Here is a 22999-nt window from a genome sequence, read left to right as displayed (position 1 = left end):
GGTCAATTAAGAGGCCCCTTCAGGGGCTTTGTTGGTAAAGTGCCCTTATAGGGCGAAATTAAAACCGCCCGTTTTACGGGCGGATACTTACTTATTTATTAGCCATTCCCATACCCGTATTGGATTTAACGAGAACTTCATCATATTTTTTCACATCTGCCTTTTGGCTGGAGAAGATGGTTCCAAGGTACCCTGCTAAAAATCCGAGCGGGATGGAAACAATTCCTGGCGTTGTAAAAGGGAATAATGCCTCACCTACAAAAATGGCTTTTCCGACTTCAGGGCTGAATACGTTCGGACTAATCAACACTAATCCAATCGCGGAAATTAAGCCAAAAATCATGGCGCAAATGGCTCCGGTCGTATTAAACCGCTTCCAATAAATAGTGTAGATGATCACCGGTAAATTGGCGCTTGCAGCAACGGCAAAGGCTAACGAAACAAGGAAGGCAACATTTAGCGTTTGTGCTCCTAGTGCGAGAATAATCGAAACGACAGAAACGCCAATCGCAGCCCAGCGAGCCATTCTAACCTGCTGCTTTTCAGTTGCTTTTCCTTTACGAAGAATTTCATTATAAAAATCATGGGAAAATGCGGAAGCAGCTGTAAGGACTAAACCAGCAACAACGGCAAGTATCGTAGCAAAAGCAACTGCCGAAACAAAGGCAAACAACATATTACCACCGAGTGCTTTTGCCAATAGCGGCGCAGCCATATTACCGGCAGGATTGGCCGCCACAATTGTTTCATTGCCGACAAATGCTGCAGCGCCAAACCCTAGGAAAATCGTCATGACGTAAAATAACCCGATTATCCAAGTAGCATAGACGACTGAAGCACGGGCTGTTTTCGCATCCTTCACAGTAAAAAAGCGGACAAGAATGTGAGGCAGTCCTGCCGTCCCTAGGACTAGTCCCATATTTAAGGAAAGTGTATCTAGTCCGTCCTTGTATTTTACCCCTGGATTCAAGAAAGCTTCTTTTAAAGGCGTAGCTGTTTTCATTTGGGCAAACATATCGGTAATACTAAAGTTAAACTTTGCAAAAACAATAATAGAGATAATGAATGTTCCGCCCATCAGAAGTATGGCTTTTATGATCTGCACCCAGCTTGTTGCATGCATTCCTCCAAAAATAACGTAAACTGTCATTAATACCCCGACAATTAATACAGATGTTGTATATTCTAAGCCTAATAATAATTTAATTAGTGCACCAGCGCCTACTAGCTGAGCAATCATATAGAAAATAGAGATGGTCATCGTATTCATTGCCGCAAATCCGCGAATTTTCTTCGCATTAAAGCGTGCGGCAATCATATCGGCTAACGTATATTTTCCTAGATTTCTTAAAGGTTCTGCTACTAAATAAAGAACGACTAGATAGGCAACGAGGAAACCAATACTGTAAAAAAAACCATCAAAGCCGGTTAAGGCGACCGCACCGGCAATACCCAGGAAGGATGCGGCTGACATATAATCACCAGCGATAGCAAGTCCGTTTTGCCAGCCGGTAAGACCGCCGCCGGCAGTGTAGAATTCACTGGCGTTCTTTGTCTTTTTTGAAGCATAGTAGGTAATGACTAACGTTACTAGTACGATCCCGAGAAACATCAGAAAAGCAGGGGTATTCATCAGCTATTGCCCCTTTCATGGAGAACTTGATTAGCTAATTCATCAAATTTAGCTGCTTTTTTCGAGTAAATCATACATAATGCCCATGTCATAATAAATTGTAAAAAGGCAAAAACCCAGGCCCATGTAATGCTGCCAATAAATTTGTTGTTTAGCACGGTTGAGTAGGAGGTTAATATTGGTAATGCAAAATAAAAACAAAAAAAGAAGATCGTAAAAGGAATAATAAATTTTTTCTTTTCTGAGAGTAATGATTGAAAAGAAGAAGACTGGACAATTGAGGTGTAATCGCTTTCGGATTGATTAGAAACTTTTTTAGCCTCCATAGGATGCTCCCCTTTCGTATAAACCCCTTTGTTCAATTTAAAAATCGAAGAATAAAATAAATGGCAATGATGACTGAAGGAAATGCTGATGAAAATAAGGTATTGATGCAATGAACTTAAAAAATGATAGCCTCCCTTAATAAAAAGATTTTTCTAAAATTTAGAAATATTCACTTTTCTTATTATAATTATTTGGAATAGCGGTTGCATGAGTATATTTTCCTAAAAGGCGAGGATTCAATTTTTCTTTGAATAGGTAATAATCCATATAAAAAAATCAGCGGCTCAAGTAACCGCTGATTTTTATTATCCAATTTTTTTCCGAGATCTTTCGTTATTGCTTTTTACGTAATGATCTTCCCAAAGCTGTTTGATTTTGCTTCTGCCATAATTAATTTCAGGATTAAACTGAATAGAAGCTTGCTCCCTTACGGTACGAACGTTTAATACTGCCTGTTGAAGCTCTTCGTCGATAATGGCTGTTCCTTTTCCGGAATGCTTGGCAATAGAAATGCCTGCTGTTGTTCCCTGGGCCAAAGCAATTTTTCCGCTCTCAATTCCAGTAATATTTCCTGCAACAAAAAGACCATCGAGAGGAGTTTCCATCGTTTCCGAATGGTGTGGAACATATCCGCCAAGTTCAGGGACGTATTGGAATGGACATCCGGCAATAGCAGCAAGTTCTGCGAGTGGATACAAGCCGCCTGCGATACAAACGAAGTCTGCCTCGTATATTGAATCAGTCCCGGGAACAATGTTGCCTAGGGCATCGATATCAGCAACCCGTACTCCCTCTACTTGATCTTTTCCGATAATCTCTAGTGCTGCACAGCGAAGTTGAAGAGGAGTGCCATTTACCTTTACACCGCTTTTGGGATAAAAGTTAATCCCGATTTTCCTCATCCATTCATGTTTCATGAACCTGCTCCCAAATCGCAGCAGCGGTGAAGGTGCTAGATGGGAAGTATGTAAAAGCGTTTTTAAAACTTCTTCCGGTTCCCCTGATTTTTGACTAATTGGATTTTTTTCCGGCAGCACAATCCGATCTACATTGATACCGGCCAGTTGAAGCTCATTTAAAATCGCAAAAGCAAGAATATTAGCTCCGATAATGATGCCCTTCTTACCTACTTGAACGCGATGAACATTGGTCATGACTTGTGCCGCCCCAATTGACATTACGCCTGGAAGAGTCCAGCCTGGAACAGGAATGGGATATTCAGCGGCTCCTGTTGCCACTAACACAAAAGCAGCTGACAATGTTCCTGAGTTTGTATACACGTTCCATTGCCCGTCTTCTTTTTCTAAGTTATAAACAGATACACCACAGCGAATATCAACTCCCAAATTTTTAGCCTCTTGAAGAAGGCGTTCGGATTCTTTAATACCATTCCACCATTCTCCGGAAGGTTCCTGGTGCAGCTGTCCTAGTAATCTTCCTCCTGGTTTAATAAATTCATCAAGAATGGTAACGCCCAGCCCATATTTGGCACAGGCAATCGCCCCTGCTAGTCCCGCAGGGCCTGCTCCAATCACAATCACATCTCTCATCGCTGCTCCACCATCCTCTTGACGATATTTGGAAGCTGCTTACCACTTTCCACAATCATGCCTTCTTCTACCACAGTTAAACAAGCTCTTACGTTTGCTTGACCGTTCACGTTTACACGACACTCCATACAATGTCCAATATTGCAATAAATTCCTCGAGGTGTTCCGCTTTCTTCATGAACCCGCAGCTTTCTTACCCCATTCGCCAATAGTGCTGCAGCGATCGTTTCATCTTCATAAGCTTCATATGGTTTTCCATCAAATTGAAAAGAAAGTAAATTTCTATCATTTAATTTGCCTAGAACGGGATGGTCTATTATTCTAGTCATTTACTTTCACTTACCGTTCCGAATGATATTGGACGGACAGGAGGCTGGTATTTTAACGGGATGTCACCTGGAACTGCGGTCGGAACAACACTTTCGATGATTTTATCAACCGAAACACGGCACGTACGACCGCCACAGAAGCCCATTCCGGCCCTAGTTCTTAGTTTCAATTCTCTAGCTGTACATTTATGCTCATTTGCGGTTGTCAGAAGCTGTCCATATGTAACTTCTTCACATCGGCAAACAACCATTTTCTCAATGTTTGTCATTTGAGCTCCTCCTCTTTCTCTTATATTAAAATTACTATGCAAAAATCATACCAACTTTAATGGAGGATGCAGATTAATTGATGCCAAGACGTTTCAATCGATTGTATAAAGTTGCCCTTGTGATGCCGAGTTGCTTTGCACACTCTAACTTGTTCCCATTAACAATCTTCAAGGCCTTTTCAAGTACTTTTTTCTCGTGCTGATCCATTTCTTCCTGCAGAGACCTGATGGTGTCATTTTTTTCTTCGCTGTTATTAGATGGAAGCGGCAGGTTATTCATATTTGCAGTACTATTGTTAGTGAAGAGCAGATAATCTTTTCTAATTACCCCATCTGTTGCGAAAACAACCAGTCTTTCAGCAAAATTACGTAACTCACGAATATTGCCGGGCCATTCGTATTGAAGCATTTCCTGCAATACCTCTGGTGAAAACTCATGTATCGGGCGATGGTAGTGCTGAGAAAATTCATTTAGGAAATAGTGAGTAAGTTCAATGATATCTTCATATCTCTCCCTTAATGGCGGGATATGAAGAGTAACAACATTTAATCGGTAATATAAATCTTCACGAAATTGTCCTTGTTTCATTAGTGCTTGTAAATCTCTGTTCGTAGCGGCGATTACCCGGAAGTCGATATCGATTTCTTTTTCACCACCGACCCGGTAATATTTTCGCTCCTGAAGTACTCTAAGCAGCTTTACCTGCATATCAAGCGGCATTTCCCCAATTTCATCAAGAAAAAGAGTACCTCCTTTGGCGAGTTCAATCTTTCCTTTTTTTCCTTTGTAATCAGCACCGGAGAAGGCCCCGCGTTCATAGCCGAATAATTCACTTTCAAATAATGATGCGGGGATTGCCCCGCAATTAATCGAAATAAAAGGTGCATTTGTCTTTTCGCTAGCTTCATGGATGGCTTTTGCAAACACTTCTTTTCCTACGCCGCTTTCACCTAAAATTAACACGGTAGATTTAACAGAGCATACTTTTCTAGCTAATTGAATGGTTCTTTGAATTGCAGTACTTTTCCCTTTAATTAAATAAAAGGGATCAACAGAATGCTTAAATTTAGCTACTTCCTGTTCTAAACGATGCACTTCGTTGGACATATTAAATAATTTTTCATTCAGCATGACTTGATTTGTGACGTCAGTCTCTGAAACAACTGCACCGATAATATGATCATTAAAATAGACGGGGTTGGAATTAATTAATACAAATAGATCGGACCTTGGGTGATGGTACTGACTAGTAATGCTTTTACCGGTATGTAATGTTTGCAATATTTCTAGTTTGTTTTGGTCAAAAAAATTGGTTATCGGTTTGCCGATAATTTCTTGTTTTTTCACAGAGAAAATTTTTTCCGCACCTTTTGTCCAAGTACGGACGAATTCTTTAGCATCAATAACTGTTACAGATGCATCAGTCGTTTGAATCACTGTTTCATAAAAAGCTTTTAATTGATTATAGGAGCTATGGAGGAACTCGATCATTTGTTCAGCTGTAATACAGGTTAAGGGATAGTTATTTTTATCAATAAGAACTACTGCTTCATGATGCTTAAACGAATAAATAAGCTCATCTAGGGAAGCATCCTCATTTACTTTCTTGCAAAGGATTTCATTTGATTTTTCTAATGGCCGGTAAAAATATTCTCCATTTTTCAGTGTAAGGTTCTTGTTAGTAGATGTGCTTAAAAACAAGTTTTCCAAAACGTCTCTTGCTAATTGTATGGATAAGGCCATGATATCCTCCTTTATGTATAAAAAGGTTAACAGTGTATAAATAATTATACACCGGTTGGCAAAAAATTTAAAATATTCCTACTTTTAAAGAAGTGCATGCTTATTTTTTTTGGCACATTTATTGCAATATAAGAAATGAGATTTAGCTTCGAAAGGGGGAAGAGGATGTGAAACACTGTGACGTCCTTGTAATTGGCGGGGGAATTATAGGCTGTTCCATTGCCTATTATGTCTCCAAGTCTGGTAGAGATGTGACCATTATTGAAAAAGGAGAATTTGTTAGTGGAACATCTTCACGCTGTGATGGAAATATTTTGGCGATAGATAAAGACCCCGGTTTCGATAGCCAGATGTCTTTGTTAAGTCAACGTTTAGTAGATGAGTTAAGCAGAGAGCTGGAACATGCTTTTGAATATCGTGCACCGGGAAGCATCCTCGTTTGTGAGTCGGATGATGAGATGGAGGCGGCAAAGAAATGGGTGGACCGTCAAAAAGCTGCCGGTTTGCCATTTAGAATGCTGGATCGTAAAGATATTCGGCAGGAGTCGCCATACTTTGCAGATGACCTGTTAGGAGGATTAGAATGTGCGACTGATTCAACCGTAAATCCTTATCTTCTAGCATTTTCCTTGCTGGAGGATGCTAAGAAAAGAGGAACGAAGGCTTTCCGGCAAACCGAAGTAAAGGAGATTAAAAAGAATAACGGTACATTTAATGTACATACGTCAAACGGGGTATTTACGGCTGATCATGTAGTTAACGCAGCAGGTGTATGGGCACCTAGGATAGGTGAAATGGTTAACCTTTCGATACCGATTAAACCAAGAAAAGGACATATCATCGTTGCTTCAAGGCAACAGCATGTCGGGTGCCGCAAAGTTATGGAGTTTGGTTACTTAATTTCCAAATTCGGCGGAGTACGTCATGTGGATCCCTTGACTGAAAAATACGGGGTAGCACTTGTTTTTGAACCAACGGAAAGTCAAAACTTCTTAATCGGCTCAAGCCGTGAATTTGTTGGTTTTAATACCAAGGTAAACAATGAAATCATTAAATGTATTGCCAATCGTGCGATCCGGTTTTATCCGAAAATGGCCGACATGATGGTGATTCGCTCTTACGCGGGACTGAGACCGTGGACGGAAGATCATTTACCGATTGTTTCACGAGTGGAGGAGATTCCTAATTTCTATATTGCTGCCGGTCATGAGGGGGACGGAATTAGTCTCGCTGCGGTTACCGGAAAGATTATGGAAGAACTGATTAATGAAAAGGAAACTTGCATTCCTGTTGAACCACTTCGTTACGATCGTTTTAAGGAAAGGGTGTTAACAAGATGAGGGCACATAAAGTATTTACGACAATTGATACACACACAGGCGGGAATCCGACGCGGACCGTGATCAGCGGTCTCCCTACTCTTATAGGAGAAACAATGTCTGAAAAAATGCTCTATATGAAAAAGGAGTATGATTGGATTCGCAAGCTGTTAATGAACGAACCGAGAGGACATGATGTGATGTCCGGAGCATTACTAACGGAACCATGCCATCCGGATGCTGATATCGGTGTGATTTATATTGAAACCGGCGGCTACTTGCCAATGTGTGGGCATGATACCATTGGCGTTTGTACGGCCTTAGTAGAATCGGGCCTGATTCCTGTTCAGGAGCCGGTCACTTCCTTAAAGCTGGATACACCTGCGGGGCTTGTGGAAGTTGATATTTTGGTAGAAGGCGGGAAGGCTAAAGAGGTTTCCTTCTGTAATATCCCTGCCTTCTTATTAAAAAGTGTTTCTGTTGAGGTTGAAGGAATTGGACTGGTAGATGCCGACATTGCATATGGTGGGAATTTTTACGCGATTATCGATGCGAAATCGGTCGGATTAGAACTACAGCCTGAGAATGCTTCAACCATCATTGATAAGGCGATTACGATTCGAAATGCCATTAATGATAAAACCGATATTGTTCACCCAAAATATTCGTTTATTCGCGGCTTAACTCATGTGGAATTCTTTACCGAACCAACACATGAACAAGCAGATGTAAAAAATACCGTGATTGTTCCTCCCGGAGGGATTGACCGTTCACCATGTGGTACAGGAACTTCTGCCAAGCTAGCTGTTCTATACTCCAAGGGACAAATTGCTATTGGAGAAGAATTTGTCCATGAAAGTATTGTAGGTTCCATATTTCGCGGAACTGTCTTGGAAACGACCAGTGTAGAAGGGATTGAGGCAGTGACTACGAGAATTATAGGATCTGCTTGGCTAATGGGGATGCACCGTTTCTTTTACCATGAGGAAGATCCGCTGAAAGAAGGGTTTTTGCTCATTCCCCCCATGCAAGAACATGAAACGGAGGACATGAAATGAGAATTGAAAAGGCTTACTCAACCATAGATGTTCATGTTGCTGGAGAGGCATTCCGGATTATTCAGAACGTACCATTGATCCAATATCAATCTCTTAAAGAGCTAGATGAAAAATTTCCGGCAGCCTTTCAAGAGGAGATAAATCTGTTATTAAATGAACCGCGTGGATTTGCTGGATTAAACGGCTGTCTTGTTGTTCCGCCGATTAACCGGGGGGCGAATGCAGCGGTAGTATTTTTCAATCATGAAGGGACAGTACCGGTACATTATGGTGGTATCGTTGCGGTTATGACAGCTTTACTGGAGTGCGGGCATCTAAAGAAAAAAGAATCTAGTAAATACAAAATTGAAACGGTTAAGGGTGTAATTCCGGTTACCGCCATCATGGAGAAGGAAGAAGTTGTTTCTGTAAAGCTGGAAAGCGACTTATGTCATGTGGTGGATACAGACTTTCCTTTATCCAATCCTCATTTAAAAACAAAGTTTTCACTTGTTCAATCAGATCAATTATATGCCGTATTTCAGAAACGGGATATTCCTATAAATATTCAAGCTGAGGAACTAGCTGATTTGAACAAATGGGGACAAACAGTAATCCAGGCTCTAGATACAAAAATACCCGTAAAAGGTGTCATTTTATTAGATGATGCCGCAATAGAAGAAAGACATATTAAAACCATTACTTTCCGTAATGACTGCTATATTGTCCGGTCACCAGGCTTTGGACCGACACTCGCTTGTTATGCAAGCTTACTTTCTAATGGAAGAGTTCCCGTAGAGGGATCACTTATAAATGAAAGTATTTTTGGAAGTGAACTAGAAATGACAGCGATTTCCCCAAAAGAATCAAGTTATCAATTTGTAATGACAAGTCGAGGCTTCATTACAGGTATGCAAACATTTATTTTAGATCCCACAGATCCTTTAGCAGCAGGATTTTTATTAAAATAGTTTGATTTTACTAGTGAAATAGAATCCATAAAAAATATGAGGAGGAAATTATGATGACAACCATTAGAGGAGCTTATCCAGTATTAATTACACCGATGACGAAAGAGCAGGAGGTTGATTGGGGTGGAGTAAAAAATAATGTCAACTACTTTGTTAATCAAGGGGTAGCGGGAATTGTTATTAACGGCAGCACTGGAGAATTTGTCAGTTTAACAAAGGAAGAAAAATATCAAATGGTCGAAGTGGTGATGAAAGAAATTAACGGCCGGATTCCGGTGATTGTTGGAACAGCTGCGGAAACAACTAAGGAAACCATTGAGAACACGAAACAAGCTGAAGCCAATGGGGCCGATTGTGCACTGATTATTAACTCTTATTATTGTAAACCGAAGGAAGAAGAAATTTACTTCCATTATAAAGAAGTGTCAAACGTAGTAAATATGCCGATTATGCTTTATAACAATCCATTTACCTCCGGAGTGGATATGAGTACAGAATTGATGCTAAGGATCGGAAGAGACTGCGAGAAAGTTACTCACATTAAGGAATCAAGCGGTGATATCCGCAAAGCAAGAGATTTGGCAAGACAAGGGAATGGGGAATTTGAAGTATTCTGCGGATCAGAGGAATTGGTCATGGAATCCTATTTTGTCGGTGCAACCGGTTGGATTTCGGTTGCAGGGAATATCGTGCCACAGCTTGTGACGGACATGTTCAATCATTTCCAAAAAGGTGAGTTAGAAAAAGCATGGACCATTAACGATCAAATTTTACCGCTATGTGCATTCCTTGAGGGCTCAGGAAAATATGTGCAAATTGTTAAACGTGCAATGGATCTCCTTGGCCAGGCAGGTGGGCCAGCCCGCTGCCCGCGTTTAGGATTGACATCGGAAGAAGATCAAAAACTGAAAGAAATTTTAACGAATTTAACCGCGGTTTCACTAGTTTAAAAAGGAATAGTACAGGGGGAAGTCACCTGTATAAATAAAATTTCTAGGGGGAGATGTCATGTTAACAACACAAATTGAGTTGAAACCAAAAGTGAAAGAATTTTTGGAAGGAAAAATTGAGCTTTATATTGATGGGAAATTTGTCCCTTCTGTAAGCGGGAAAACATTTGAAACGTTGAACCCAGCTACTGAAGAGGTGCTTGCAGTTGTAAGCGAGGCCGAGGAATATGACATTGATTTAGCCGTTAAAGCTGCACGCCGGGCCTTTGAATCAGGTCAGTGGCCTGATCTGAGTGCGGCAGAAAGAGCGCGTTTAATTTACAAATTTGCTGATTTAATTGAGGAACATAGGGAAGAACTAGCCCAATTAGAGGCATTGGACAATGGGAAGCCATATCATGTGGCTTTAGCCGACGACATTCCGGCAACAGTAGAGCAATTTCGATATTACGCAGGTTGGGCAACGAAAATCCTTGGTCAGACGGTTCCAATTTCAAAAGATTATTTAAACTATACAAGGCACGAACCAGTTGGTGTTGTTGGTCAAATTATTCCATGGAACTATCCGTTAACGATGGCTTCGTGGAAAATGGGAGCTGCACTTGCGACAGGCTGCACGATTATTTTAAAACCTGCCGAGCAAACTCCGTTATCGATTTTATATGCCGCTAAACTTATTCAAGAAGCCGGCTTCCCTGCCGGCGTTGTCAACATCGTACCTGGATTCGGACCATCAGCAGGAGCAGCCATTGTCAATCATCACGATATTGATAAAGTAGCTTTTACAGGTTCTACAGCAACGGGCAAGTATATTATGCGCCAAGCAGCAGAAACGATTAAAAATATTACATTAGAGCTTGGCGGCAAGTCGCCAAACATTATTTTGGAAGATGCAGATTTAGAAGAAGCTATCCCTGGTGCATTTAACGGAATCATGTACAATCATGGACAAAATTGCAGTGCAGGTTCTCGTGTTTTTGTTCATCGAAAGCATTATGAACGAGTAGTAGAAGAATTGGCTGGTTTGGCAAACAATGTTAAACTTGGTCCGGGAATGGATAAGGAAACTGAAATGGGTCCACTTGTTTCCAAAAAGCAATTTGAACGTGTGCTTAGCTTTATAGAAAAAGGACAAGAGGAAGGGGCAAGAGTTGTCGCTGGAGGGAGTACATCATCAGATAAGGGGTATTTTGTACAGCCAACTGTTTTTGCAGATGTTACAGACGACATGGTGATTGCCAAAGAAGAAATCTTTGGTCCAGTTGTTGTTGTTCTGCCTTTTGACACGGTGGAAGAAGTCATTGAACGGGCCAATAAAACTCCATATGGACTTGCGGCAGGTGTATGGACAAAAGATATAAAAACAGCGCACAAAGTATCAAACAAACTAAAAGCTGGAACTGTCTGGATTAATGATTACAATTTAGAAGATCCAGCTGCAGCCTTTGGCGGTTATAAACAATCTGGTATTGGACGCGAAATGGGATCTTATGCACTTGATAACTATACAGAAGTGAAGAGTGTTTGGGTAAATATAAAGTAATATAAAATAAAAACAATTATTTACTATATTCAAATAGATAGAATAGTAATGAGGAAACAGAGTGTGTGGTAAAAAAGGATAGTGGGCTCCCTTCTAGAGTATTTCCTTCCTTTTTTATCACTCATTTCTTTAAGGAGTTAAATAAATATCGGTTTTCACCTTATTCCTAGCATTATAGGGAAAATTGCAGAAATTATTTTTTGAATATTCAGTATTAAAACATTGAGTTTTGGGGGGAATTACTAGATGGAAGAAATAATTAATTGGTTAGTAGGTCATGTGTGGGGTACAGGACTGGTCATCTTTGCACTAGGTGCAGGTTTGTTTTTCTCAATTGCAACACGATTTGTTCAAATAAGATATTTTAAAGAAATGATTACATTGCTGTTCGAAGGTAAGAGTTCTGATTCAGGAATATCATCATTTCAGGCATTTTGTTTAGCATTGTCAGGTCGTGTTGGGGTCGGGAATATTGCCGGTGTGGCAACTGCCATCGCCTATGGAGGACCGGGTGCAGTTTTTTGGATGTGGGTAATGGCGCTTTTAGGAGGTGCCAGTGCATTTATCGAGTCAACTCTTGCCCAAGTATATAAAAGTAGAGTTGGAAATGAATATCGAGGGGGAACCCCATATTTTATCGAAAAAGGGTTAAAGCTTAAGTGGTTTGCAGTCATAATGGCCATTGTTGTTACGATCTCATATGGATTTTTAACACCTGGCGTTCAAGCAAATAGCATTGCAGCAGGAATGGAAAATGCTTTTGGTCTAAATAAGTCGGTTACCGGTATTTTCTTGGTTGTTTTACTCGGAGCTATAATCTTTGGAGGAGTAAAGCGAATAGCCAGTGTTTCGCAAACCATTGTTCCATTTATGGCAGTAGGCTATGTAGCAGTTACTTTCATCGTTTTGGGTATAAATTATGATAAAGTTCCTGAAATGTTTTCATTAATCTTCTCTAGTGCATTTGGAACGGATCAAGTCTTTGGGGGAATTGTAGGTACGGCAATTGCTTGGGGAGTTAGGAGAGCTATTTTTTCCAATGTTGCCGGTTGCGGTGAAGCAACCTACAGTTCCGCAGCAGCTGAAGTTTCACATCCTGCAAAACAAGGATTAGTACAGGCTTTTTCTGTCTATATCGATACAATCGTCGTTTGTTCGGCAACTGCATTAATGATTCTTGTAACGGGCATGTATAACGTTACTCCTGAAGGAAAAGACCCAATAGTTCAACCATTGGCTAATGTTGAAGCAGGTCCTGCGTATACTCAGTTGGCGGTTGAAACGGTTTTACCGGGGTTTGGTCCTGCGTTTGTCTCCATTGCTATCTTTTTCTTCGCCTTTACCACCTTGATGGCCTATTATTATATTGCTGAAACGACGCTAGTTTATTTAAGTGGAAAGCGAGAGTTGCCTTGGTTGAAAACGGCCCTTAAGATCGTGATGCTAATCATGACCTTTGTTGGCAGTGTCTATTCGGCATCTATGATGTGGGCTCTCGGGGATATAGGATTTGGTTCTATGGCATGGCTCAGTCTTTTAGCCATTCTACTTCTCACCAAACCGACTTTAAAGGTACTAAAAGATTATGAAACCCAGAAAAAGGCCGGAAAAGATCCAGTTTTCGATCCAATTAAAGTTGGCATAAGCGGTGCTGATTTTTGGGAAGAGAAATGTAAAGAGAACGCTTCTTCTAAAGATAAGAGATCAATCGGTTAAAGATTTGATATCCAAGTAATTCATACTATTACAAGATATAAATGCACAAGGACAACCTTTTTATCTTAGAGCTGAAGTACCTTGAAATTAGACAGAATATTCCTAAAAAACTAAAGATCGTAACGAAAATTTGGAGGGACAAAGAATATGAACTTTACTAAAATGTACACTACAGTTGATATGCATGTGTACGGAGAACCATTGCGTATTATTACCGGAGGATTACCTGAAATAAATGGAAGCACCCAATTGGAAAGGCGGGCATACTGCATGGAGCATTTGGACCATCTTCGCGAGGTTCTGATGTATGAACCGCGCGGACACCATGGTATGTATGGTTGTATTATTACGCCTCCGGCAAGTCCATATGCCGACTTCGGTGTGTTATTTATGCATAATGAAGGATGGAGTACGATGTGTGGTCATGGTATTGTTGCTGCTGTCACATATGGAATTGAAACGGGTATGTTCGATTTGACAGGAGGCAAACATAAATTTATTATTGATAGCCCTGCTGGGGAGGTTATCGCCTATGCAAAGCACAATGGAAACCAAGTTGAATCTGTTTCATTTGAAAACGTACCTTCCTTTGTATTTAAAAAAGATTTTCCAGTGAAAATTGATGGCCTTGAATTTCAGGTCGATATTGCTTTTGGGGGAGCATTTTATGCAGTGGTGAATAGTCTAGCTGTTGGATTAAAAGTTAATTACAATGATTTACCCGCTATTCAAACATGGGGTAGTAAAATCAAACATTACATTGAAAGAAATATGGAAGTGAGTCATCCATTTGAGCAGGATTTAAAAGGAATATATGGGGTTATTTTTTCTGACCAACCAAAGGGTAAAGATGCAGACTTGCGGAATGTAACTATCTTTGCGGATGAGCAAGTAGATCGTTCCCCATGCGGTACTGGCACTTCAGCAAGGCTCGCGACTCTAGTAGAACAAGGTGTTTTAAAAGAAGGCGAGAGCTTCGTCCATGAGTGTATTACAGATGGACAATTCGTTGGAGAAGTGCTGTCAAGGACAAAGGTAGCCGAATATGAAGCGATTGTTCCAAAGGTTACAGGTCAGGCATTTATTACAGGATTCCATCAATTTGTTGTCGACCCAAGGGATCCATTGAAACAAGGGTTTTTACTAGTTTGAGTTTTTTAAAGTGAATGCCCGGCTCCAGAAAAACAAGTTAGGATGGGAAAGTATGCTAGCTATTAATGCAGAAGACCAGAAGAGATTGAAAGATATGAATGAAGTGATTGAATATACGGAAAATGCTCTAAAGGAATTTTCGGCGTCAAGAACGGTGACTCCTATCCGAACGGCTCTGCCATTCTTTGACTCAAAAAATACAGCGTTAGTGATGCCTTCTGTAGCTGAAGGGCTAGGAACACTTGGGATAAAAGTCGTAACAGTAGCTCCAAATAATACAAAAGAGGGAAAGAAAACAATTAAAGGATTGGTAATGTTGTTAGACTTTGAAACAGGAGAGCCATTAGCTCTTTTAGAAGGGTCTTATTTAACCATGGTTAGAACAGGAGCCTTGTCTGGTGTAGCAACAAAATATTTAGCAAGAAAAGATTCAAAAACATTATGTGTTATCGGCACAGGCGGACAAAGTGAAGGTCTAATAGAGGCTATCCTCGCTGTTCGGAATATAGAAAAAATTATCGTAACGAATCGAACAGAACAAAAAGCAGTTAAATTTGCTGAGTCTATTATGGAAAAATACAAAAAGTATGTTCAAGTATATACAGACCCAAATGAAGCAGTGCGGGAAGCAGACATTATTGTCACTGCAACAAACTCTTCTTCTCCAGTCTTTACAGAGCCATTGAAACCAGGTGTTCATGTGAATGCTATCGGTTCATTCAAACCAATGATGCAAGAACTCCCGTCTCATTCCATTTCTTTAGCAGATAAAGTAGTCGTTGAGTCAAAAGAAGCAGCATTAGAGGAGACTGGTGACTTGCAAATCCCAATTAAAGAGGGAGTTTTTACGGAAGGTGAAATATATGCAGAGCTGGGGCAAATCGTCAGTGGAGAACTATGGGGAAGAGAAAATGACAAAGAAATAACCGTATTTAAGTCAGTCGGATTAGCTGTTGTTGATATTGTAACAGCAAAATATGTTTACGAAAAAGCGATCCAAAATGGAATAGGGACTTGGATTCGCTTGTAAGTTGCTACGATTGCGTCGATAAAGGAGTGTTTCTTATGAGTGATCAGTTTCAAACAAGATTAAATACTTTAATTCAAAATTTAGAAGAACAGCAAGTAGACATGGCGATTGTCAATTCACCTAAAAATGTTTTTTACTATACTGGATTTAACTCAGAACCATTTGAGCGGTTTATGGCTTTAGTCATTGATGTTCGCAAGGGAACCAATTATTTATTTGTGCCTGCACTAGATCAAGAGGATGCAGAGAAAAGCTCCAATGTAAAAAGCATTGTTCCAATCTCTGATGAATTAAATCCTTATAAAATATTAAAAGACACGATCGGTAAAGACGTTAAGTCGATTGGTTTAGAAACAAAAAATGTAAGTATATATCAACAAGAGCAGCTTAATCACTACTTTTCTAGTTTCAGCTATCAAAATATAGGGGAATTTATTTCTGGCCAGCGTATAAGGAAGACTCCTGAAGAGTGCAATAAAGTCCAATATGCAGTACATGTGATTGAAAAAGTATTAAGTGAAGGAATCAAAAGCGTTAAAGCGGGTATGACTGAACTAGAATTAACGGCTGAATTTGAATTTTTAATGAGAAAGTTTGGTGCGGAAGGGCCCTCTTTTTCAACAACGGTTTTATCTGGTGAAAAATCTTCGTTACCACACGGAAGCCCTGACGGAAAGAAAATGAATAACGGTGACTTCTTATTAATTGATATGGGCGTGATCGTAGATGGCTACTGTTCCGATATAACACGCACTTTCATAATAGGCGAAGAAACCGCAGAACAGAGGAGGATTTATGACGTTGTCCTGAAAGCAACAAAAGAAGGCGTTCTTGCAGCGAAAGCCGGGGTATTAGCCGGGAGTGTGGATACTGCAGCCCGTAATGTGATCAAAGCTAACGGTTATGGTCAGTACTTTAATAACCGTGTTGGTCATGGCCTAGGTATGGAAGTGCATGAAGAACCTTCAATCCACGAAAAAAATGAAATGATGTTAGAACCAGGATTTTTGTTTACAATTGAACCAGGTATTTATATTCCTGGATTCGGAGGCGTCCGTATAGAAGAAAATGTATATATCGAGGAAGATGGAAATGCAAAAGTATTAACAACCTTTCCAACGGAGTTGATTAGGATCGGCTAATTTTTCGAGCCTAATGAACAGCCTTCAGTGGGGCCAGTTAAGAGGGTAAATCGGAAGAAAATAAAATAAACGCTTGGATATTTTGAATATCCAGGCGTTTATTTTGTTGAAAAACCCTTGATGCACAAGAGTTTTTCAGTATGGAGAATAGGGGGCTCGAACCCCTGACCTCTTGCATGCCATGCAAGCGCTCTCCCAGCTGAGCTAATCCCCCAATATATTTAGTACATGAAAAATTATATCCCCATTATAAAATTCTTGCAAGAGTAAATTTTAGAAAAGGCAATAAATATTACAGCGACTTTAACTTATACTTTCAATTTCTACCTTTTTAACCCCTTCTATATCTGAAACAATTAAATAAACGTCTGTAGTTTTTTCACGGTAATCAACGGCTACTAATATTTGCACAAGGTGATCCCCATTGTCTAAATCCTTTATCCGGAGTCTGCGAATAATATATTTCTTTTCTAATAAAAATGAAATAGCTTTATCTATTTGTACTTGATCTCTGATAAAAAGCTGCAACATGATTTCTTTTTCCCGCAATTGTTTTGGCCCAAAGATTTTCATTAAAAAAGGGACTAATTCTACACTTATAATAAGTAATGCTACGCCGGCAAAGGCTTCAAAATAAAAACCTGCACCTACGGCAATACCAATCCCTGCAGCCCCCCAAATCATGGCAGCCGTTGTTAAACCTGAAATACTGTCATTTCCTCTTCTTAATATGACACCTGCCCCTAAAAAGCCAATCCCTGAAACAATTTGCGCAGCAAGACGAAGGGGGTCCATGGTGATTCTTACTTCATCTGAATTTGGAAACATATAAGCTGATTGAATCGAGACAATCGTCAACAAACAGCTTACAACGGAAATAACGAGACTTGTCTTTAGCCCGACAGGCTTTCTTTTTAATTCTCTTTCAAGACCTATGATAAGGCCGAAAATAGCAGAAATTCCCAGTTTAATTAATATATCAAGATCTATATTACTCAAATGAATTCACGTCCAATTATTAGTTAGTTGACTGAAGCTTTATTAAATAGATAAAAAAGATTACTGCACACAGGGAATCTTTAGTTTGATTCTACTATAAGGGTGAGGGATGGAAGAACTAAATAAATCTCTTGAAGCCATAACTGTAAATGTCCCCACTGTTATTATTTGATAGATATGTCCGATATCCTTTTTTTTATTACATATACAAATGTAGTTTATATTATGAATTCACCCCCCTTTTATTTATCCCTGTGTGCAGAATTAGAAAACACAAAAAAATTTTTAAAAATTATATTGCAATCATTTATTTATCATGGTATATTAAATCTCGTCCTCATCGAGAGAGTCAAATAACAGAAAAAGAAATTAAAAAAGTTGTTGACTTAGTGATGCGGGATATGATAAATTAAAGAAGTCGCTTTTGGGCGATGGCAAAAAAGAATTAACTTGTTCTTTGAAAACTAAACAAACAAAAACGTCAACAAACAATAATATTAGTTTCAATTGAAACTAAGCCAACGTTTTATTTTATGAGCTATATCAACTTTCTTGGAGAGTTTGATCCTGGCTCAGGACGAACGCTGGCGGCGTGCCTAATACATGCAAGTCGAGCGAATCGACAGGAGCTTGCTCCTGTTGGTTAGCGGCGGACGGGTGAGTAACACGTGGGCAACCTGCCTGTAAGACTGGGATAACTTCGGGAAACCGGAGCTAATACCGGATAATCCTTTTCCTCACATGAGGAAAAGCTGAAAGTCGGTTTCGGCTGACACTTACAGATGGGCCCGCGGCGCATTAGCTAGTTGGTGAGGTAACGGCTCACCAAGGCGACGATGCGTAGCCGACCTGAGAGGGTGATCGGCCACACTGGGACTGAGACACGGCCCAGACTCCTACGGGAGGCAGCAGTAGGGAATCTTCCACAATGGACGAAAGTCTGATGGAGCAACGCCGCGTGAGCGATGAAGGCCTTCGGGTCGTAAAGCTCTGTTGTTAGGGAAGAACAAGTACCGGAGTAACTGCCGGTACCTTGACGGTACCTAACCAGAAAGCCACGGCTAACTACGTGCCAGCAGCCGCGGTAATACGTAGGTGGCAAGCGTTGTCCGGAATTATTGGGCGTAAAGCGCGCGCAGGCGGTCCTTTAAGTCTGATGTGAAAGCCCACGGCTCAACCGTGGAGGGTCATTGGAAACTGGGGGACTTGAGTGCAGAAGAGGAAAGCGGAATTCCACGTGTAGCGGTGAAATGCGTAGAGATGTGGAGGAACACCAGTGGCGAAGGCGGCTTTCTGGTCTGTAACTGACGCTGAGGCGCGAAAGCGTGGGGAGCAAACAGGATTAGATACCCTGGTAGTCCACGCCGTAAACGATGAGTGCTAAGTGTTAGAGGGTTTCCGCCCTTTAGTGCTGCAGCTAACGCATTAAGCACTCCGCCTGGGGAGTACGGCCGCAAGGCTGAAACTCAAAGGAATTGACGGGGGCCCGCACAAGCGGTGGAGCATGTGGTTTAATTCGAAGCAACGCGAAGAACCTTACCAGGTCTTGACATCCTCTGACAATCCTAGAGATAGGACGTTCCCCTTCGGGGGACAGAGTGACAGGTGGTGCATGGTTGTCGTCAGCTCGTGTCGTGAGATGTTGGGTTAAGTCCCGCAACGAGCGCAACCCTTGATCTTAGTTGCCAGCATTCAGTTGGGCACTCTAAGGTGACTGCCGGTGACAAACCGGAGGAAGGTGGGGATGACGTCAAATCATCATGCCCCTTATGACCTGGGCTACACACGTGCTACAATGGATGGTACAAAGGGCTGCGAAACCGCAAGGTTAAGCCAATCCCATAAAACCATTCTCAGTTCGGATTGTAGGCTGCAACTCGCCTACATGAAGCCGGAATCGCTAGTAATCGCGGATCAGCATGCCGCGGTGAATACGTTCCCGGGCCTTGTACACACCGCCCGTCACACCACGAGAGTTTGTAACACCCGAAGTCGGTGGGGTAACCGTAAGGAGCCAGCCGCCTAAGGTGGGACAGATGATTGGGGTGAAGTCGTAACAAGGTAGCCGTATCGGAAGGTGCGGCTGGATCACCTCCTTTCTAAGGATATAAGCTGGACATATGAGCCAGACAAAATAAGTTTGTTTGATTGTTTTCTGTTTGTTTAGTTTTGAGGGAGCAATTTCTCTCAAAGCTTTTTTTAATCGTTCTTTGAAAACTAGATAATCGTAAGAAGAAGCAAAGTAAACATCGAGTAATCGCCATTTTAGTTTTCTCTCTATTTTTAATAGAGAAATAAACCTTTTAGGTTAAGTTAGAAAGGGCGCACGGTGAATGCCTTGGCACTAGGAGCCGATGAAGGACGGGACTAACACCGATATGCTTCGGGGAGCTGTAAGTAAGCTTTGATCCGGAGATTTCCGAATGGGGGAACCCACTGTTCGTAATGGAACAGTATCTTTACCTGAATACATAGGGTATTGAAGGCATACCCGGGGAACTGAAACATCTAAGTACCCGGAGGAAGAGAAAGCAAACGCGATTCCCTGAGTAGCGGCGAGCGAAACGGGACATAGCCCAAACCAAGAGGCTTGCCTCTTGGGGTTGTAGGACACTCTACATGGAGTTACAAAGGAACGGGGTAAATGAAGCGACCTGGAAAGGTCCGTCATAGAAGGTAAAAGCCCTGTAGTTGAAACTTCGTTCCCTCCTGAGTGGATCCTGAGTACGGCCGGACACGTGAAATCCGGTCGGAAGCAGGGAGGACCATCTCCCAAGGCTAAATACTCCCTAGTGACCGATAGTGAACCAGTACCGTGAGGGAAAGGTGAAAAGCACCCCGGAAGGGGAGTGAAATAGTTCCTGAAACCGTGTGCCTACAAGTAGTTAGAGCCCGTTTATGGGTGATAGCGTGCCTTTTGTAGAATGAACCGGCGAGTTACGATTACATGCAAGGTTAAGTTGAAGAGACGGAGCCGCAGCGAAAGCGAGTCTGAATAGGGCGAATGAGTATGTGGTCGTAGACCCGAAACCAGGTGATCTACCCATGTCCAGGGTGAAGTCCAGGTAACACTGGATGGAGGCCCGAACCCACGCACGTTGAAAAGTGCGGGGATGAGGTGTGGGTAGCGGAGAAATTCCAATCGAACTTGGAGATAGCTGGTTCTCTCCGAAATAGCTTTAGGGCTAGCCTCACGTAGTTAGAGTCTTGGAGGTAGAGCACTGTTTGGACTAGGGGCCCTCATCGGGTTACCGAATTCAGACAAACTCCGAATGCCAAAGACTTATCCGTGGGAGTCAGACTGCGAGTGATAAGATCCGTAGTCAAAAGGGAAACAGCCCAGACCACCAGCTAAGGTCCCAAAGTATACGTTAAGTGGAAAAGGATGTGGAGTTGCTTAGACAACCAGGATGTTGGCTTAGAAGCAGCCACCATTTAAAGAGTGCGTAATAGCTCACTGGTCGAGTGACTCTGCGCCGAAAATGTACCGGGGCTAAACGTATCACCGAAGCTGTGGATTGACACCGTAGGTGTCAGTGGTAGGAGAGCGTTCTAAGGGCGTTGAAGCTAGACCGTAAGGACTGGTGGAGCGCTTAGAAGTGAGAATGCCGGTATGAGTAGCGAAAGATGAGTGAGAATCTCATCCACCGTATGCCTAAGGTTTCCTGAGGAAGGCTCGTCCGCTCAGGGTTAGTCGGGACCTAAGCCGAGGCCGAAAGGCGTAGGCGATGGACAACAGGTTGATATTCCTGTACCACCTCTTTATCGTTTGAGTGATGGGGGGACGCAGGAGGATAGGGTAAGCGCGCTGTTGGATATGCGCGTCTAAGCAGTTAGGCTGGTAAGTAGGAAAATCCGCTTACCGCAAGGGCTGAGCTGTGACAGCGAGGGAAATATAGTACCGAAGTTCCTGATTCCACACTGCCAAGAAAAGCCTCTAGCGAGATAAAAGGTGCCCGTACCGCAAACCGACACAGGTAGGCGAGGAGAGAATCCTAAGGTGAGCGAGAGAACTCTCGTTAAGGAACTCGGCAAAATGACCCCGTAACTTCGGGAGAAGGGGTGCTCTTTGGGGTTCATAGCCTCGAAGAGCCGCAGTGAATAGGCCCAGGCGACTGTTTAGCAAAAACACAGGTCTCTGCGAAGCCGCAAGGCGAAGTATAGGGGCTGACGCCTGCCCGGTGCTGGAAGGTTAAGAGGAGGGGTTAGCGCAAGCGAAGCTCTGAATCGAAGCCCCAGTAAACGGCGGCCGTAACTATAACGGTCCTAAGGTAGCGAAATTCCTTGTCGGGTAAGTTCCGACCCGCACGAAAGGCGTAACGATCTGGGCACTGTCTCAACGAGAGACTCGGTGAAATTATAGTACCTGTGAAGATGCAGGTTACCCGCGACAGGACGGAAAGACCCCGTGGAGCTTTACTGTAGCCTGATATTGAATTTTGGTACAGCTTGTACAGGATAGGTAGGAGCCGTAGAAGCCGGAGCGCTAGCTTCGGTGGAGGCGTCGGTGGGATACTACCCTGGCTGTATTGAAATTCTAACCCGCACCCCTTTATCGGGGTGGGAGACAGTGTCAGGTGGGCAGTTTGACTGGGGCGGTCGCCTCCTAAAGAGTAACGGAGGCGCCCAAAGGTTCCCTCAGAATGGTTGGAAATCATTCGTAGAGTGTAAAGGCACAAGGGAGCTTGACTGCGAGACCTACAAGTCGAGCAGGGACGAAAGTCGGGCTTAGTGATCCGGTGGTTCCGCATGGAAGGGCCATCGCTCAACGGATAAAAGCTACCCCGGGGATAACAGGCTTATCTCCCCCAAGAGTCCACATCGACGGGGAGGTTTGGCACCTCGATGTCGGCTCATCGCATCCTGGGGCTGTAGTCGGTCCCAAGGGTTGGGCTGTTCGCCCATTAAAGCGGTACGCGAGCTGGGTTCAGAACGTCGTGAGACAGTTCGGTCCCTATCCGTCGTGGGCGCAGGAAATTTGAGAGGAGCTGTCCTTAGTACGAGAGGACCGGGATGGACGCACCGCTGGTGTACCAGTTGTCTTGCCAAAGGCATCGCTGGGTAGCTATGTGCGGACGGGATAAGTGCTGAAAGCATCTAAGCATGAAGCCCCCCTCAAGATGAGATTTCCCATAGCGTCAAGCTAGTAAGATCCCTGAAAGATGATCAGGTTGATAGGTCAGAGGTGGAAGCATGGCGACATGTGGAGCTGACTGATACTAATCGATCGAGGACTTAACCAAGTCATATTTATATGAATTGCGAACTCGTTTTTACCAACACTTCTT

15 protein-coding genes, 1 tRNA gene, 2 rRNA genes and 1 pseudogene are annotated in these 22999 nt (G+C 42.3%); 11 read left to right on the top strand and 8 right to left on the bottom strand.

The genetic code is table 11. From position 1 onward, the window contains the following. Positions 1-91 precede the first annotated feature (91 nt). The 6 genes and pseudogenes from QNH20_RS21165 to QNH20_RS21140 form a co-directional block, all read right to left on the bottom strand. Positions 92-1633 carry a solute symporter family protein gene (locus tag QNH20_RS21165; RefSeq protein WP_283919912.1) on the bottom strand — a complete coding sequence of 514 codons (1542 nt, stop codon included), beginning with the start codon at positions 1631-1633 and terminating at the stop codon, positions 92-94. Beyond that, the gene (locus QNH20_RS21160) at positions 1633-1959 is read right to left on the bottom strand and encodes a DUF485 domain-containing protein (RefSeq protein ID WP_283919911.1); all 327 of its coding nucleotides are present in this window, start codon (positions 1957-1959) and stop codon (positions 1633-1635) included. Before QNH20_RS21160 ends, QNH20_RS21165 begins: the two co-directional genes overlap by 1 nt. Before the next feature lie 306 nt (positions 1960-2265). After that, positions 2266-3510 carry an NAD(P)/FAD-dependent oxidoreductase gene (locus tag QNH20_RS21155; protein WP_283919910.1) on the bottom strand — a complete coding sequence of 415 codons (1245 nt, stop codon included), beginning with the start codon at positions 3508-3510 and terminating at the stop codon, positions 2266-2268. After that, positions 3507-3839: a (2Fe-2S)-binding protein gene (locus QNH20_RS21150; RefSeq protein ID WP_283919909.1), complete on the bottom strand. Its 333-nt coding sequence runs from the start codon at positions 3837-3839 to the stop codon at positions 3507-3509. Before QNH20_RS21150 ends, QNH20_RS21155 begins: the two co-directional genes overlap by 4 nt. Further along, a complete protein-coding gene (locus tag QNH20_RS21145) occupies positions 3836-4108 on the bottom strand; it encodes a (2Fe-2S)-binding protein (protein WP_283919908.1) in 273 nt (90 codons plus the stop codon). Before QNH20_RS21145 ends, QNH20_RS21150 begins: the two co-directional genes overlap by 4 nt. Positions 4109-4181: 73 nt before the next feature. Further along, a pseudogene (locus tag QNH20_RS21140) lies at positions 4182-5663 on the bottom strand (sigma-54 interaction domain-containing protein); the annotation flags it as partial. Between the two features lie 356 nt (positions 5664-6019). On the opposite strand from QNH20_RS21140, the gene QNH20_RS21135 reads away from it, so the two are divergent. The 9 genes from QNH20_RS21135 to QNH20_RS21095 all read left to right on the top strand — a co-directional run bounded on the left by QNH20_RS21135 (position 6020) and on the right by QNH20_RS21095 (position 16712). Continuing rightward, on the top strand, positions 6020-7192 hold the full coding sequence (locus QNH20_RS21135; protein WP_283919906.1) for an NAD(P)/FAD-dependent oxidoreductase: 1173 nt from the start codon (positions 6020-6022) through the stop codon (positions 7190-7192). Then, positions 7189-8229: a proline racemase family protein gene (locus QNH20_RS21130; RefSeq protein WP_283919905.1), complete on the top strand. Its 1041-nt coding sequence runs from the start codon at positions 7189-7191 to the stop codon at positions 8227-8229. The genes QNH20_RS21135 and QNH20_RS21130 overlap by 4 nt, the downstream gene beginning before the upstream one ends. Continuing rightward, entirely contained in the window at positions 8226-9179 is a 954-nt protein-coding gene (locus QNH20_RS21125) for a proline racemase family protein (protein WP_283919904.1), read from the top strand. Before QNH20_RS21130 ends, QNH20_RS21125 begins: the two co-directional genes overlap by 4 nt. 53 nt (positions 9180-9232) lie before the next feature. After that, positions 9233-10129: a 4-hydroxy-tetrahydrodipicolinate synthase gene (gene dapA / locus QNH20_RS21120; RefSeq protein ID WP_283923464.1), complete on the top strand. Its 897-nt coding sequence runs from the start codon at positions 9233-9235 to the stop codon at positions 10127-10129. Between the two features lie 58 nt (positions 10130-10187). Further along, entirely contained in the window at positions 10188-11672 is a 1485-nt protein-coding gene (locus QNH20_RS21115) for an aldehyde dehydrogenase family protein (protein WP_283919903.1), read from the top strand. 246 nt (positions 11673-11918) lie between these two features. After that, the gene (locus QNH20_RS21110) at positions 11919-13388 is read left to right on the top strand and encodes an alanine/glycine:cation symporter family protein (protein WP_283919902.1); all 1470 of its coding nucleotides are present in this window, start codon (positions 11919-11921) and stop codon (positions 13386-13388) included. A gap of 147 nt (positions 13389-13535) precedes the next feature. Beyond that, entirely contained in the window at positions 13536-14540 is a 1005-nt protein-coding gene (locus QNH20_RS21105; protein ID WP_283919901.1) for a proline racemase family protein, read from the top strand. A 52-nt stretch (positions 14541-14592) separates the two neighbouring features. Beyond that, positions 14593-15570, top strand: coding sequence for an ornithine cyclodeaminase family protein (locus QNH20_RS21100; protein ID WP_283919900.1), 978 nt, complete (start codon positions 14593-14595; stop codon positions 15568-15570). 35 nt (positions 15571-15605) lie between these two features. Next, positions 15606-16712, top strand: a complete 1107-nt coding sequence (locus QNH20_RS21095; RefSeq protein ID WP_283919899.1) for a M24 family metallopeptidase — start codon at positions 15606-15608, stop codon at positions 16710-16712. A gap of 141 nt (positions 16713-16853) precedes the next feature. Here the strand turns inward: QNH20_RS21095 and QNH20_RS21090 are convergent. Further along, positions 16854-16926 (bottom strand) — tRNA-Ala (locus QNH20_RS21090). Between the two features lie 89 nt (positions 16927-17015). Further along, positions 17016-17711, bottom strand: coding sequence for an MgtC/SapB family protein (locus QNH20_RS21085; RefSeq protein ID WP_283919898.1), 696 nt, complete (start codon positions 17709-17711; stop codon positions 17016-17018). Positions 17712-18260: 549 nt separating this feature from the next. On the opposite strand from QNH20_RS21085, the gene QNH20_RS21080 reads away from it, so the two are divergent. Both QNH20_RS21080 and QNH20_RS21075 read left to right on the top strand, forming a co-directional pair. Beyond that, positions 18261-19810: ribosomal RNA gene (locus QNH20_RS21080) — 16S ribosomal RNA — on the top strand. A gap of 207 nt (positions 19811-20017) precedes the next feature. Then, positions 20018-22954, top strand: a 23S ribosomal RNA gene (locus tag QNH20_RS21075). The 16S and 23S rRNA genes sit together here, the layout of an rRNA operon. The last annotated feature ends 45 nt before the right edge of the window (positions 22955-22999 follow it).

Origin of the sequence: Neobacillus sp. WH10 (assembly GCF_030123405.1) — a bacterium.
Taxonomy (GTDB): domain Bacteria; phylum Bacillota; class Bacilli; order Bacillales; family Cytobacillaceae; genus Neobacillus.
The sequence above is the reverse complement of the archived record's forward strand: the minus strand, read 5'-3'. Positions and strand labels throughout refer to the sequence as shown.